This window comes from Actinoplanes sp. NPDC023801 (assembly GCF_040639655.1).
Taxonomy (GTDB): Bacteria; Actinomycetota; Actinomycetes; order Mycobacteriales; family Micromonosporaceae; genus Actinoplanes.
The window spans coordinates 88,912-103,074 of sequence record NZ_JBFAAI010000005.1 but is presented as its reverse complement, the minus strand read 5'-3'; the positions used below and the strand labels follow the sequence as shown (position 1 = coordinate 103,074).

Here is a 14,163-nt window from a genome sequence, read left to right as displayed (position 1 = left end):
GGCCCACCCCTCCCAAGAAAGAACGATCGGTCTTGACGGGGTGGCTCAATGCGGCCACTCTATCAGGAGATAGAACGTTCTACCTGCTGGGTCATGAGAAGTACCGAAAGGAACCCACTGTGAGCACCACTGCTGTTTCGCCCGGTATCGCGCGGACCGCGTCCTCGCTGCGCCGGCTCTACTTCGTCCGGGCCGCGTTCGCCATCGTCTGGGCCGTCGTGACGGTCGCCGTGGCCGGAGAGCTCAGCCCGCTCGCCGCGGTGCTGTTCGTCCTCTACCCGCTGTTCGACGTGGGCGCCGCCGTCTACGACCTGCGCACCTCGCGGACCGGGTCACCGGTCCTGCTGTACGTCAACATCGCCGTCAGTTCACTAACCGCGATCGGTCTTGCGGTCGCCGCGGCGTCGGGTATCCCGGCGATGCTGCTGGTCTGGGGTGCCTGGGCCGTGGTGGCCGGTGTGGTCCAGCTGATCGTCGGCGTCAACCGCCGCCGGATGGGCGGCCAGTGGCCGATGATCATCAGCGGAGGCCTGTCGGTGCTGGCCGGCGGCTCCTTCATCGCGTCGGCGGGCGCCGCGAATCCGTCACTTGCCAACGCGGCCGGCTACGCCGTGCCCGGCGCGATCTTCTTCCTCATCTCCGCCGTCCGCCTCGGCCGTGCCGCGAAGGGCGATCGGGCGTGAGCTGTGCCTGCCACCCGCCACGTCCGTACCGCGAAGGGCGATCGGGCGTGAGCTGTCCCTGCCGCCCGCCACGTCCGTATCGCGAAGGGAACTGAACATGATCGACAACACGTACGACGTCATTGTCATCGGTGCCGGTCCGGTCGGGGAGAACGTCGCCGACCGGGTGGTCCGGGGTGGCCTCACCGCCGCCGTCGTCGAGCGGGAACTGGTCGGCGGCGAGTGCTCCTACTGGGCGTGCATGCCGACCAAGGCGTTGCTGCGCAGCGCGTCGGCGTTGCGGGCGGCCCGGCAACTGCCCGGTGCCCGGGAGGCGGTGACCGGTGACCTAAACGCCGCGGCGGTGCTGGGACGCCGGGACACCTTCGCCTCGGACTGGCGCGACGACGGGCAGGTGTCCTGGCTGGAGTCGGCCGGTATCGCGCTGCATCGCGGCCAGGGACGGATCGCCGCCGACCGGGTGGTCGACGTGACCGGCGCCGGCGGCGTCACGACGCGGCTGACCGCCCGGCACGCGGTGGTCGTCGCCACCGGGACGGGTGCGCTGGTCCCCGGCATCGACGGGCTGCGTGCGGCGGCGCCGTGGACGAGCCGGGAGGCGGCGTCGGCGAAGTCGGTGCCGGGCCGGCTCGTGATCATCGGCGCCGGGGTGGTGGGGGCGGAGATGGCGACGGCGTTCGCCGCACTGGGCTCGTCGGTGACGGTGCTGGCCCGTGACGGTGTGCTGCCGCAGGCGGAACCGTTCGCCGGCGAGCGGGTCACCGCATCGCTGCGGGAATCCGGTGTGACGGTCCTGGCCGGGGCCGAGGCGGTGTCGGTGAAGCGCGACGACGCCGGGACGGTGCGCGTCACGCTGGCCGGCGGCGAGGCGATCGAGGCCGACGAGATTCTGGTGGCGGTCGGGCGTACGCCGAACACGGGCGACCTCGGACTCGAGAACGCCGGCCTGACGCCGGGGGACTGGCTCACGGTCGACGATGCGCTGCGCGTCGCCGGAGCCGGGGACTGGCTGTACGCGGCGGGCGACGTGAACCGGCGGGTGCTGCTCACCCACCAGGGCAAATACCAGGCCCGTGCGCTGGGGGACGCGATCGTGGCCCGCGCTCTGGGCCAGCCGGTGGAGACGGGGCGGTGGGGCCGGCACGCGGTGACGGCGGACGAGCGTGCCGTACCGCAGGTGGTCTTCACCGACCCGGAGATCGCGTCGGTCGGGCTGACCGCCGCCGCGGCCGAGGCGGCGGGACTGCGGATCCGGGTCGTCGACCACGACCTCGGGGCGGTGGCTGGGGCGGCCCTGCACGCCGACGGCTACCGGGGGCACGCCCGGATGGTCGTCGACGAGGACCGGCGGGTGATCGTCGGCTTCACCCTGGCCGGCCCGGACGTCGCCGAACTGCTGCATGCCGCGACGATCGCCGTCGTCGGTGAGGTCCCGATCGACCGGCTCTGGCACGCCGTCCCCGCGTTTCCCACGGTCAGCGAGGTCTGGCTGCGACTGCTCGAGGCGTACGGCCGCTGAGACCTCCCGGGTGGAGGACCGGCTGGGCCCCTGGAAGAAGGTCACGCATGGGGAAGAGCGAGGCGCAGCAGCGCCTCGGTGGCCGGGCCGGGTGGCGCCGCGGCGGGCAGGGCGACTGCCACGCGCCAGTCCGGGACCGGGCCGGTGACCGCGGCCGCGTGCAGGCCTTTCGCCTGCGGTTTGCGGGTCACCGGGGCGGGCACGAGCGCCACCCCGAGGTCCTGGTGCACGAAGTCGAGAAGCGTGTGCACGTCGTTGACCTCGACGGCCACCCGGCGTTCGGCGCCGGCCCGGGCGAACGCGAGATCGTTGACCCGGCGGGCGCCCCAGTCGGCGCTGAAGTCGACGAACTCCTCGGCGGCCAGGTCGTCGACGGCCACCGTGTCGCTGTCGGCGAGGGTGTGCGCCGGATGGCAGAGCAGCATCATCTTCTCGGCGGCGACCGGCAGCAACCGGACACCGTCGGGCGCCGGTCCCGGCAGGGCGACGAAAGCGGCCTGCAGCAGGCCCAGCCGGACCTGTTCGACGAGGTGGCCGGAGCCCGCGTAGCCGAGCCGGACCTCGACGCCGGGATGGGCCCGCCGGAACGAGGCCACCAGCGGCGCCATGTCGATCGCGCCGAGGCACTGTTCGGCACCGATGGCGAGGCTGCCACGCAGCAGCCCGCGCACCGCGGCCACCGCGTCCCGGGCGGCCGTCGCGCTGGCCAGTGTGCGGTGCGCCTCGGTGAGCAGGGCGCGGCCGGCGTCGGTCAGCTCGACCCGGCGGGTGTGCCGGATGAACAGGTCGGCGTCGAGTTCGCGTTCCAGCGCCCGGATCGACGCGGACAACCCGGACTGGGCCACCCGCATCCGCTGCGCCGCGCGGGTGAAGTGCCGCTCCTCGGCGACCGCCACGAAGTACTCGAGATGCCGCAGTTCCACGATTGAGCACCCTAGCTGCTCAATCCGAGCGGTTTCTTCTGTTGGACGCGGCCATATCGGGGATATCAGTGTGGTAGCCGTACTCATCTCAGGAGGAACCATGCAGAGCCGTCGCATCGGTGACGTGCAGGTCAGCGCGATCGGACTCGGCGGTATGCCGATGTCGATCGAGGGCCGACCGGACGAGGACCGCTCGATCCGTACCATCCACGCCGCCCTGGACGCCGGGATCACCCTGATCGACACCGCGGACGCCTACCACATCGGAGCGGACGAGGTCGGGCACAACGAGTCGTTGATCGCCCGGGCGCTGGCCGCCTACGGCGGGGACACCTCCGGCGTGCTGGTCGCCACCAAGGGCGGCCACCTGCGGCCCGGCGACGGCAGCTGGACCGTCGACGGGTCACCGGAGTACCTCAAGCAGGCCTGCGAGGCGTCGCTGAAGCGCCTCGGCGTCGACGCCATCGGCCTCTACCAGCACCACCGGCCGGACCCGTCGGTGCCCTACGCGGACTCGATCGGCGCCGTCCGGGACCTGCTGGACGCCGGGAAGATCCGGATGGCCGGCATCTCCAACGCGAACCCGGAGCAGATTCGACAGGCCCGGGAGATCCTGGGCGGCCGGCTCGTGTCGGTGCAGAACCAGTTCTCGCCGGAGTTCCGGTCGTCCGAGCCGGAGCTGGACCTCTGCACCGAGCTGGGCATCGCCTTCCTGCCCTGGTCGCCGCTGGGCGGCATCCGGGCGGCCGGATCGCTGGGCGGAGCGTTCGCCCGGGTCGCCGAGAAGTACGGGGTCAGCCCGCAGCGCGTCTGTCTGGCCTGGCACCTCGCCAAGTCGCCGGTGTCGATCCCGATCCCCGGCGCGAGCCGTCCCGAGACGATCACCGACTCGTCCGCCGCCGACTCGTTGGAGCTCACCGCCGACGACCTCGCCGTCCTTCCGTGAGAGGCACCGACATGCAATACCGCCGTAGCGGGCGCAGTGGCCTTCTGCTGCCCGCGATCTCGCTCGGTCTGTGGCACAACTTCGGCGACGACAAGCCGCTGGAGACCCAGCGGGCCATCCTGCGCCGGGCGTTCGACCTGGGCATCACCCACTTCGACCTGGCCAACAACTACGGGCCGCCGTACGGGTCCGCGGAGCTGAACTTCGGCCGCGTCCTGGCCACGGACTTCCGGCAGCACCGCGACGAGATGGTCATCTCGACCAAGGCCGGCTACGACATGTGGCCCGGCCCGTACGGGAACTGGGGCTCGCGCAAGTACCTGACCGCCTCGCTCGACCAGTCGCTGAAGCGGATGGGCGTGGACTACGTCGACATCTTCTACTCGCACCGCGCCGACCCGGAGACGCCGCTCGAGGAGACGATGGGTGCCCTGGACGCGGCGGTGCGCGCCGGCAAGGCGCTCTACGCGGGCATCTCGTCCTACTCGCCGGCGCGGACCGCGGCAGCCGCCGCCATCCTGCGTGACCTGGGAACTCCGCTGCTCATCCACCAGCCGTCGTACTCGATGCTGAACCGCTGGATCGAGGACGGCCTGCTCGACACGCTCGAGCAGGCGGGCGCCGGCTGCATCGCGTTCTCGCCGCTGGCGCAGGGCATGCTGACCGACCGCTATCTGGGGGGTGTGCCGGAGGACTCGCGGGCCGGGGCGGACAAGTCACTGAGCACCGATCTGCTCAGCGCGGAGAACCTGGACAAGATCCGGGCGCTGGACGCGATCGCGGGACGGCGCGGCCAGAGCCTGGCCCAGATGGCGATCGCCTGGGTGCTGCGGGACCCGCGGATGACCTCCACGGTTCTGGGCGCCAGCAGCGTCGCGCAGCTGGAGACCAACGTCGCGGCACTGGACAACCTGTCGTTCACCGGCGACGAGCTGGCCGAGATCGACAAGTACGCCACCGAGTCAGGCATCAACCTGTGGGCGAACTCCAGCGACCAGTGACAGGGCCGGCAGCGTGAAGGTGAAGCAGGAGCCGCCTCCGGGGACGTCGGCCGCGGAGATGGTGCCGCCGTGCCGTTCCACGATGCGTTTGCAGATCGTCAGGCCGAGGCCGGTGCCCAGGTAGCCGTCGCTCAGGTGGGCCCGGTGGAAATTGCCGAAGATCGCGTCGTGCTGGCCCTCGGGGATGCCGATGCCGTTGTCGGTGATCCGGACCGCGACCATGGCACCGTCGCTCTCCGCCGTTATCGACAGGGCCGGCCGCACCCCCGGGGCGGTGTACTTGACGGCGTTCCCGATCAGGTTGTCCAGCAGTTGCCGGACCAGCACCGGGTCGGCCCGGACCGCCGGGAGCCGGCCGATCGAGAAACGGGGCGCGGGCTCGCCGGACGCCACCGCGGCGTCCGCGCGAGCCAGCGCGACATCCGCGACGAGTTCGGCCAGGTCCACCGGGGCCGGGACGACCGTCGCCTCGCGGGCCGTCGCGTAGGACAGCAGGCCGTCGATCAGTCCCCGCATCCGGGCCGACGAGCGGGTGACCCTGGCGAGATCGGCGCACGCCTCGCCCACGTTCGGATGGTCCGGTGCGTCCGCCAGCGATTCGATGGCCGCACTGGTCCAGCCGTCCACGCTGGTCAGCGGGTTGAGCAGATCGTGGGCCACCACGCCGGCAAAGCTGGTCAGCTCGTCGCGGTGCCGGCGTTCGGCGGTCACGTCGTGGAAGAGCACCACGGCGCCGGCGGTGCCGTCGGGATGCGGCAGGGCTGTGGCGGTCACCTGGATCACCCGGCTCTCCGGTTCTCCGGGACGGTTGACCACGATGTCGTCGCCGGCGACCTCCGCGCCGGCCAGGTACCGCATCCGGGCCACGTCGTCCGCGGTGAACCGGCTGTCGCCGAGCATGGCGGCGGCGGCCGGGTTGCGGAGCGTGACCCGGTTGTCCGGCCCGATCACGGCGAGGCCGTCGGCCATCGAGTCGATGATCGCGGTGAGCAGGTCGGCATGGTGTTTGACCTGTTCCTTTTCCTTGGCCAGGGCGTTCAGCAGGGTGTCGCGTTCCGCCCGGCCCAGCGAAAGGGTCAGGCCGATGAGGGCCACCAGAATCACGAAGAGCTGCACCACGACCGCGCGTACCGTCACATCGCCGACCTGCGCGAACGGTCCGTCGCCGGTCAGGGTGTACCGCAGCGCGACGATGCTGATCACCAGGTTGTGCAGCAGCACCCACGGGGTGCTGAGCCGGATCCCGGCCAGCACGGTGATGCCGAGCAGGGCGAACGACACCGGGAAGCGGTGCTCGTACGCGAAGACCGCCATGTGCCCCGCGACGCTGAGGGCACCGATCCCGGCGATCTCGGCGGCCCGCCGTGGTGGGACGGGGGCGCGCTGACGCCACCAGCCGATGATCGAGCGGTTCCCGGCGGGGAGCCGTTCGAGGGCGGCGCCCACGCAGATCCCGACCGATCCGAGGACCAGGATGCTCGCCGTGTGCCGGGCCACCGACATCATCGTGACGGTGAGCGGCAGGTGGCCGGTGACCAGCCATCGGCCCAGCAGGCTCACCACGCTGGCGGCGATGGTCGCCACGAAGCCGGCCCGCAGCAGCGCCCACACGTCCCGCGGGGAGCGCAGCGGCTCGCCGCCGCCGGCGCCCCAGAGGTGCGGGGCCCACCGGCTCAGCAGCCGCACGAAGGTCAGTGCCTGCACCAGGCCGACCACCCCGGCGACGACGCCGACCGCCGGGGTGGTCCCGGTTCGCCAGTTGACCACGCCCAGGATCAGGGCCAGGAGCAGCATGTCGAGGCGGCGGGTGGGTGCCCGGCGGTGTGCGCAGAACCAGACCACGGCCACGCCGGCGGCCGGCCAGGCCAGATTGTGGTTGCCGGCCAGGACGAGGCGCCGCCCGGCGTAGCACGCGGCGGCGTAGGTGAGGGCGAAGCACGCGGTTCGGGCCAGGGAACTCCGGAATCCAGCTTTCACCGGTTCCTCCCGCGGGACGGTTGACCTCTCCCTATCGGCCGGTCCCCGCCGGGCCTGAGGATCAGGCCACGGTCACCGCCGTCCACGAGACCGGAGGCAGCGTGACGGTCAGGACGTTGCCGGTGAGCGTGGCGGTGTCGTTCGTGCGCGGTGTGACCCGGTCCGGGGCGGCCATGGTGTTCACCGCGTACGGGTCGTCGTCCCAGATGCCGGTCGCGGAAGCCGACGTGAGAGCGGGGAAGCCGGTCAGATCGACCGTCACGGTGGTCGCCGCGGTGGTGTCGCGGTTCTGCAGGAACAGCTGGATCGCGTCGCCGTCGGTGGTGGCGGCCGCGGCCACCACCGGCACGTCGCCGTACCGGCTGGTCGTTACGGTGCCGGCGTCGAGGGTGACGGCGAGGGCCGTACCGCGGGCGGCCCGGGAAGTGAGGGAGAACGGGTAGAAGGTGGTCTGCCGCCATGCCGGGCCGCCGGGCTCGGTCATGATCGGGGCGATCACGTTGACCAGCTGCGCGAGCGACGCCGAGGTGACCCGGTCGGCGTGGTTGAGCAGGCTGATCAGCAGGCCGCCGACGGTGACCGCGTCGGCGACCGAGTAGACGTCCTCGAGCAGTCGCGGTGCCACCGGCCAGTCGTCGACGGCGTGGGTGCCCTCCTGGGCGTTCCAGCGGGTGAAGTACCAGACGTTCCACTCGTCGAACGAGATCTGGATACGTTTCTCCGAGCGCTTCACCGCACGTACGTGATCGGCGGTGGCCACGACCGCGTCGATGAACGCGTCCATGTCGGTGCCGGAGGCGAGGAAGCTGGCGAGGTCGCCGTCGTACTCCTGGTAGTAGGCGTGGCAGGAGATGAAGTCGACGTCGTCGTACGTGTGCTCCAGGACCGTGCGTTCCCACGAGCCGAACGTGGGCATGTTCCGGCCGGACGATCCGCACACCACGAGCTGGAGCCGGTTGTCGACCAGCCGCATCGCCTTGGCGACCTGGGAGGCGAGCTTGCCGTAGTCGCCGGCGTCGCGGTGCCCGAGCTGCCACGGGCCGTCCATCTCGTTGCCGAGGCACCACATGGTGACGCCGAACGGCTCCTCGCGGCCGTTGGCCCGGCGCCGGTCGGCGACGGCCGTCCCGGACGGGAGATTGGCGTACTCGACCAGCTCGATCGCCTCCGGCAGGCCACGGGTGCCGAGGTTGATTGCCAGCATCAGCTCACTGCTGACCAGGTCCAACCAGTCCTGGAACTCGTGCAGACCCACCCGGTTGGTCTCGGTGGAGTGCCAGGCCAGGTCGAGCCGCTGCGGCCGTTCACCGGCCGGGCCGACGCCGTCCTCCCACCGGTAGCCCGAGACGAAGTTGCCGCCCGGATAGCGGATCGTGGTGACGCCCAGCTCCTTGACCAGTTCGATCACGTCGCGCCGGAAGCCGTCCGGCCCTGCTGCCGGGTGTCCCGGCTCGTGGATGCCGTCGTAGATGTGCCGGCCCAGATGTTCGACGAAACCGCCGAACAGCCGCCGGTCGACCGTCCCGATACGGAATGCCGGGTGCAGGGTCAGGTGAGCGCGGGTCACGGGGCCTCCCGGGGTCGTGCGCCTTGATCTTGAAGGGATCTCCCGTGAACGTACACTCGACCGGGTGAGCATCGGCAAGGGTGACATCGCGCCCGACTTCGCACTGCCCGACCAGGACGGCACGCCGCGGCGGCTCACCGAGCTCCTCGCGGACGGGCCGCTCGTTCTCTTCTTCTACCCGGGCGCCATGACCAAGGGCTGCACGGCGGAGGCCTGCCACTTCCGCGACCTGTCCGCGGAGTACCGCGCGGCCGGCGTGCAGCGGGCCGGCATCAGCCGGGACCCGGTGGAGAAGCAGAAACTCTTCGCCGAGACCTACCACTTCGACTACCCGCTGCTGTCCGACCCGGATTCGGCGACCATCGCGGCGTACGGGGTGAAGCGCAAGCTGAACCTGGGCGCGCTGAGCACCAAGCGGATGACCTTCGTGATCGGCACCGATCAGAGGATCCTCGACGTGATCCACAGTGAGCTGGACATGAACCAGCACGCGGCCCTGGCGCTCAGCGTCGCGGCCGCGGCCAAGGCCTGACCGGTCACGGGCCTGCGGTCGACCGCAGGCCCGTGATGAGGAACCCGACCATCCGGCGGGCGTCGTAACGATCGTCGCGGCAGTCGCTGATGCACAGGTTGCCGACACCCCGCATCAGTTCCAGCGCGCCCACGTCGGGCCGGATCTCGCCGGCTGCGGCGGCCGCTTCCAGCAGGCGGGCGCAGACCGGGAGCAGCCGGTCGAGGAAGACGGCGTGCAGGCGTTCGAACGCGGCGTCGTCGGAATGCATCGCCTCGGCGAGACCGTGCTTGGTGACCAGGAAGTCGACGAACAGGTCGATCCAGCCGGCCAGGGCCGCGTGTGCCGTGGCGCTCTTCGCGAGCAGGGCCGGCCCGGCCTCGGCGCACGCCTCGATCTGATGGTGGTACACGGCGACGATCAGGTCGGCCCGGGTGGGGAAGTGGCGGTAGATCGTGCCCACCCCGACACCGGCCCGCGCCGCGATGTCACGTACCGGCACGTTGACCCCGGACTCGATGAACGCCGTCGCGGCGGCGTCCAGGAGCGTCTCCTGATTGCGGCGGGCGTCGGCTCGCTTCTCCGTCACTGGACTGTTGCCCCCGTCACGCCTCTTGGTAAACGGAACGATGTTCCGTATGTTGGTCGCAGAGCGGAACATCGTTCCGCTTAGCTCCAGCATGCCAGACACCCAGGAGGAACCACCATGCGGTACCGCACTCTCGGCCGCACCGGCGTCCAGGTCAGCACCCTGGCACTCGGCGCGATGAACTTCGGCGGCATCGGCCGGACCACCCAGGACGACGCCACCGCCATCGTCGGCGCCGCGATCGAGGCCGGGATCAACCTGATCGACACGGCCGACATGTACAGCGACGGCGAATCCGAGCGGATGGTCGGCAAAGCCATCGCCGGCCGCCGCGACGACATCGTGCTCGCCACCAAGGCGAACATGCCGATGGGCCCGGAACGCAACCATCAGGGCAGCTCCCGCCGCTGGCTGGTGACCGCCCTCGACGACAGCCTGCGCCGGCTCGGTGTCGACCACGTCGACCTCTACCAGATCCACCGCTGGGATCCGGCCACCGCCGACGACGAGACCCTGGCCGCGCTCACCGACCTGCAGCGCGCCGGGAAGATCCGCTACTTCGGCTCGTCGACGTTCCCGGCCTACCGCATCGTCCAGGCGCAGTGGGCCGCCCGGGAACACCACCTGAGCCGGTACGTCACCGAACAGCCCAGCTACTCGCTGCTGCAGCGCGGCATCGAGGCCCACGTCCTTCCGGTGACCCAGGAGTACGGCATGGGCGTACTCGCCTGGAGTCCGCTCGCCTCGGGCTGGCTCTCCGGCGCGATCCGCGCCGGGCAGGAGATCACCAGTCACCGCTCCGGCATCCTGCCGCAGCGCTTCGACCCGGCCGTCCGCGCGAACCAGGCGCGGCTCGACGCCGTCGAACAGCTCGTCAAGGTCGCCGACGGGGCCGGCCTGACCCTGATCCAGCTGGCCCTCGGCTTCGTCACCGCCCACCCCGGTGTGACCGCCGCGATCATCGGCCCGCGCACCCTGGACCACCTGCACTCCCAGGTCGCCGCCGCGGACACGGTCCTGTCCGCCGACATCCTCGACGCGATCGACGCGATCGTGCCGCCGGGCACCGACCTGGCCCCCGGCGAGAAGTTCGACACGCCCCCTTCGCTGCTCGACGCCGCATTGCGCCGCCGTTGAGACCATTGCCTGATGGGCTGGGAACGGTCCTTTCGGCAGGCCGGTGACCTGCGGCGACGTGACAGTCGACTTTCATCACCGGGAGGGTGACCATCCACATGCGAGATTGATCCGCGCCGGATCCCGCCGGGGATTCGTGGCGAGAGGACAATCATGCGCCGACTTCTGGTCGCGTTCGCTGCGCCCTTGATGCTCTCCCTTTCCGTGGCCGCACCCGCCGGGGCCGCCGTGACCACCGTCGACCGGATCAACTTCCAGCCGGCGGCCTCGCCGGTGCCCGCCGGATATCGTGCGGACACCGGCGCGGCCTTCACCGCGACGCGCGGGTACGGCTGGGTACGCCAGGACAGCCTGACCGGCACCCGTGTCCCGCTCGACCTGACCGCCAACACCCGCGACCGGGCCCGCACCGGCGTCGAGGCGCGGCTCAACACCTTGATCCATCTGCAGTACGGCGACACCGGCGGAACCGCGGGCACGGCCACGCCGGGAGCCTGGGAGTACGCCCTGCCGGACGGCACGTACCAGGTGACCGTGTCGGCCGGGGACCGGCCCGCCTACGACAGCAGCCACACCGTGCGGGTCGAGGGCGTCGCCGCGATCAGCGCCTTCGTCCCCACCGCCACCGCCGAGTTCCGCACCGCCACGGTGACCGTCCCGGTGACCGACGGGCGGCTGACCGTCGACGCGATCGGCGGCACCAACACGAAGCTCAACCACGTCGACATCGCCCGGGTCACCGGGCCGGCCGGTGTCACCGCGGTGCCCGGTGACAGTCAGGTCGTGCTGTCCTGGACCGGCACCACCGGCCCGTACGAGATCCATCGCGACGGCGTCCGGATCGCCACCACCGCCAAGCCGGCCCACGTGGACACCGAGGTCGCCAACGACACCACCTATGCGTACGAGATCCGTGCGGCCGACGGCGGCCGGAGCACTCCGGTGACCGCCACACCGCGCGCCTTCGCCCTGAAGGTGAACTTCTCCGACGCGGCCACCACGCCGCCGGCCGGTTACGTCCGCGACTCCGGTGCCGCATTCACCGGCACGCGCGGCTACGGCTGGATCGACATGGGCGAACTCACCCCGGCGAGCCTGGAGGGCAACGGCCGCAACCGCAACCCGGCCGCCGCGCAGGCCGACCTCCGGCTGGCCACCCTGATCCACGCGCAACTGCCCGCCGCGTCGGCCGGTTCGCACACACCGGGCGCCTGGGAGGCGGTCGTCCCACCCGGCGTCTACCAGGTCACCGTGGCCGTCGGCGACTCGGGCACGGCCGTCGACAGCGTGCACTGGGCCAACGTCGAGAACCAGAACGCGATCGCCGCCTTCGTGCCGACCGCCGCGACCCGGCACGCCACCGCGACCCGTACCGTGACGGTCACCGACGGGCGGCTGACACTCAGCCCGGCGGGTGGCACCAACACCAAGTTCAACTACATCGACGTGGTCAGCGTGCCGGATGCCGGCGCCCGGCCGTCGGTACGGACCAGCACGCCGGCCAACCTCGCCACCGCGGTCAGCCGGACCGCGAGCGTCGTCGAGGACCTGCTGCTGCCGAACGGTGCCGTCGACGGCACCTCGCTGGCCTCGCCCGCGGTGACGCTCACCCGCCTCGACACCGGGGCGGACGTGCCGGGGCGGGCGTTCACCAGCGGCGGCGGCGACGTCGTCAACTTCTCCCCGGCCGCCGAGCTCGCGGCAACGGTCACCTACCGGCTCACCGTCACCTCGGCCGCGAAGGACGTGACCGGCCGGGCGTTCCTGCCGTTCTCGGTCGTCTTCACCACGGCCGGGGACGGCGAGCCGCCCGCCGACGGGATCGCCTTCGACAAGACCGTCGGCGTGGCGACCGGCGCGTCGTTCACCTCGGTCGTCAAGGGGCCCGACGGGCGCCTCTACGCCGCTACGCTCAACGGCCGGATCCACCGGTTCCCGATCAACGCGGACGGCACTCTGGGAGCCGCGACGATCATCGATACGGTACGGGTGAACGCCGCGGCCGCGAACCTGCCGGGCCAGCCCGACCGTACCGTCATCGGCATGGCGTTCGACCCGGCCTCCACGGCCGCCGCGCCGATCCTGTGGGTGACCGACAACTACCGGTACGCCGGGGTGTCGAACGTGCCCGACTGGTCCGGGCGGATCGGCCGGCTCAGCGGCCCCGACCTGGGCACCTACACCGCCGTGGTGGTGAACCTGCCCCGATCGGTGAAGGATCACGAGACCAACTCGCTGGCGTTCGGGCCGGACGGGGCGCTGTACGTGAGTCAGGGCTCCAACAACGCGATGGGCGCCCCCGACTCCACCTGGGGCAACCGCCCCGACCAGCTGCTGAGTGCCGCGATCCTGCGGCTCGACCCGGCCCGCCTGCCGGTCACGCTGCCGGTGAACGCCAAGACCGCGGACGGCGGCACCTATGACCCGTACGCCCCCGGAATGCCCTTGACCCTCCACGCGACCGGCGTGCGGAACGCGTTCGACCTGGTGTGGCACAGCAACGGGCACCTCTACGTCCCGACGAACGGTTCGGCCGCCGGCGGCAACACCCCGGCGACGCCGGCGACGCCGGCGACGCTGCCCGCACCGTGCGCCCGCCGCGGCTACACCGGGCCGCCGGTGCCCGCGCTGACCAATGTGCCCACCGCCGAGACCGACTACGTCTTCGACGTGAAGGCCGCCCGGTACTACGGCCACCCGAACCCGCTGCGCTGCGAGTGGGTGCTCGCCGGAGGCGACCCGACCGGCGGGATCGACCCGTTCGAGGTGCCGGCGTACCCGGACGGCACCGCCCCCGACCCGAACCTCGACCTGGCCGGAATGTTCGACGCCGGCCTGCACGCGAGCGCCAACGGGGTGATCGAATACCGGGGCGGCGCCTTCGCCGGCCGGCTGCGCGGCAAGCTGATCAACGTACGGTACTCGGCGAGTCAGGACCTGCAGACCTTCGACGTGGCACCCGGCGGCGCCCTGTCCGGCCGCCGGACCGGCATCCCCGGGTTCACCGGTTTCAGCCAGCCGCTCGACGTCGTCGAGGACACCGCCACCGGCTACCTGTACGTGACCGAGCTCGGCGCCAACCGGATCACCCTGCTCAAACCCCGCCCGTGAACGGCGGCTCGCCGGCCCGGTGCCGACCTTCGGGCCGACGCCGGGCCGGCGGGCACACCATCGACGTAACCCTGCGCCGCCGCCACGCGCCCTACGCCGTCTCGCAGCTGTCGCCACCGCGCCGGCCCTCGCCCAGCGCCGCCGTTGCTTCCGCCTCGGCCATCGCCCTGCTTGGCGTGGCCTGCCGCCCGCCGCCCGC

The 14,163-nt window shown here is 71.6% G+C and carries 10 protein-coding genes and 1 pseudogene; 7 read left to right on the top strand and 4 right to left on the bottom strand.

Annotated elements, in window-relative coordinates; genetic code table 11:
• The first annotated feature begins 119 nt into the window (after positions 1 to 119).
• Both AB0G04_RS12420 and AB0G04_RS12415 read left to right on the top strand, forming a co-directional pair.
• Positions 120 to 683, top strand: a complete 564-nt coding sequence (locus AB0G04_RS12420) for a hypothetical protein (protein WP_360981005.1) — start codon at positions 120 to 122, stop codon at positions 681 to 683.
• 97 nt (positions 684 to 780) lie between these two features.
• The gene (locus tag AB0G04_RS12415; RefSeq protein WP_360981001.1) at positions 781 to 2,202 is read left to right on the top strand and encodes an NAD(P)/FAD-dependent oxidoreductase; all 1,422 of its coding nucleotides are present in this window, start codon (positions 781 to 783) and stop codon (positions 2,200 to 2,202) included.
• A gap of 41 nt (positions 2,203 to 2,243) precedes the next feature.
• Here AB0G04_RS12415 and AB0G04_RS12410 read toward each other — a convergent pair whose 3' ends face one another.
• A complete protein-coding gene (locus AB0G04_RS12410) occupies positions 2,244 to 3,125 on the bottom strand; it encodes a LysR family transcriptional regulator (RefSeq protein WP_360980998.1) in 882 nt (293 codons plus the stop codon).
• A gap of 100 nt (positions 3,126 to 3,225) precedes the next feature.
• On the opposite strand from AB0G04_RS12410, the gene AB0G04_RS12405 reads away from it, so the two are divergent.
• Together AB0G04_RS12405 and mgrA are read left to right on the top strand one after the other, a co-directional pair.
• The gene (locus AB0G04_RS12405; protein ID WP_360980995.1) at positions 3,226 to 4,071 is read left to right on the top strand and encodes an aldo/keto reductase; all 846 of its coding nucleotides are present in this window, start codon (positions 3,226 to 3,228) and stop codon (positions 4,069 to 4,071) included.
• An 11-nt stretch (positions 4,072 to 4,082) separates the two neighbouring features.
• Positions 4,083 to 5,072 carry an L-glyceraldehyde 3-phosphate reductase gene (gene mgrA, locus AB0G04_RS12400; protein ID WP_360980992.1) on the top strand — a complete coding sequence of 330 codons (990 nt, stop codon included), beginning with the start codon at positions 4,083 to 4,085 and terminating at the stop codon, positions 5,070 to 5,072.
• Here the strand turns inward: mgrA and AB0G04_RS12395 are convergent.
• Together AB0G04_RS12395 and AB0G04_RS12390 are read right to left on the bottom strand one after the other, a co-directional pair.
• Positions 5,034 to 7,049, bottom strand: a complete 2,016-nt coding sequence (locus AB0G04_RS12395) for an ATP-binding protein (RefSeq protein WP_360980989.1) — start codon at positions 7,047 to 7,049, stop codon at positions 5,034 to 5,036. The two genes, mgrA and AB0G04_RS12395, sit on opposite strands and share 39 nt — an antisense overlap.
• Before the next feature lie 61 nt (positions 7,050 to 7,110).
• Complete coding sequence (locus AB0G04_RS12390) at positions 7,111 to 8,616, bottom strand: alpha-N-arabinofuranosidase (RefSeq protein ID WP_360980986.1); 1,506 nt, start codon at positions 8,614 to 8,616, stop codon at positions 7,111 to 7,113.
• A 64-nt stretch (positions 8,617 to 8,680) separates the two neighbouring features.
• Here AB0G04_RS12390 and AB0G04_RS12385 point away from each other — a divergent pair, with 64 nt between their 5' ends.
• Positions 8,681 to 9,148, top strand: a complete 468-nt coding sequence (locus AB0G04_RS12385; RefSeq protein ID WP_360980983.1) for a peroxiredoxin — start codon at positions 8,681 to 8,683, stop codon at positions 9,146 to 9,148.
• Positions 9,149 to 9,152: 4 nt separating this feature from the next.
• On the opposite strand, the gene AB0G04_RS12380 is transcribed toward AB0G04_RS12385, so the two are convergent.
• Positions 9,153 to 9,716 carry a helix-turn-helix domain-containing protein gene (locus AB0G04_RS12380; RefSeq protein ID WP_360980980.1) on the bottom strand — a complete coding sequence of 188 codons (564 nt, stop codon included), beginning with the start codon at positions 9,714 to 9,716 and terminating at the stop codon, positions 9,153 to 9,155.
• Between the two features lie 117 nt (positions 9,717 to 9,833).
• Between AB0G04_RS12380 and AB0G04_RS12375 the strand changes: the two are divergent.
• Together AB0G04_RS12375 and AB0G04_RS12370 are read left to right on the top strand one after the other, a co-directional pair.
• Positions 9,834 to 10,900: pseudogene (locus tag AB0G04_RS12375) on the top strand (aldo/keto reductase).
• A 106-nt stretch (positions 10,901 to 11,006) separates the two neighbouring features.
• Positions 11,007 to 13,964, top strand: a complete 2,958-nt coding sequence (locus AB0G04_RS12370; RefSeq protein ID WP_360980977.1) for an Ig-like domain-containing protein — start codon at positions 11,007 to 11,009, stop codon at positions 13,962 to 13,964.
• The last annotated feature ends 199 nt before the right edge of the window (positions 13,965 to 14,163 follow it).

Excerpts from the sequence above, each read along its gene's own strand:
- AB0G04_RS12415 (WP_360981001.1), top strand. The coding sequence starts at position 781 with ATGATCGACAACACGTACGACGTCATTGTCATCGGTGCCGGTCCGGTC.
- AB0G04_RS12405 (WP_360980995.1), top strand. The coding sequence starts at position 3,226 with ATGCAGAGCCGTCGCATCGGTGACGTGCAGGTCAGCGCGATCGGACTC.
- mgrA (WP_360980992.1), top strand. The coding sequence starts at position 4,083 with ATGCAATACCGCCGTAGCGGGCGCAGTGGCCTTCTGCTGCCCGCGATC.
- AB0G04_RS12370 (WP_360980977.1), top strand. The coding sequence starts at position 11,007 with ATGCGCCGACTTCTGGTCGCGTTCGCTGCGCCCTTGATGCTCTCCCTT.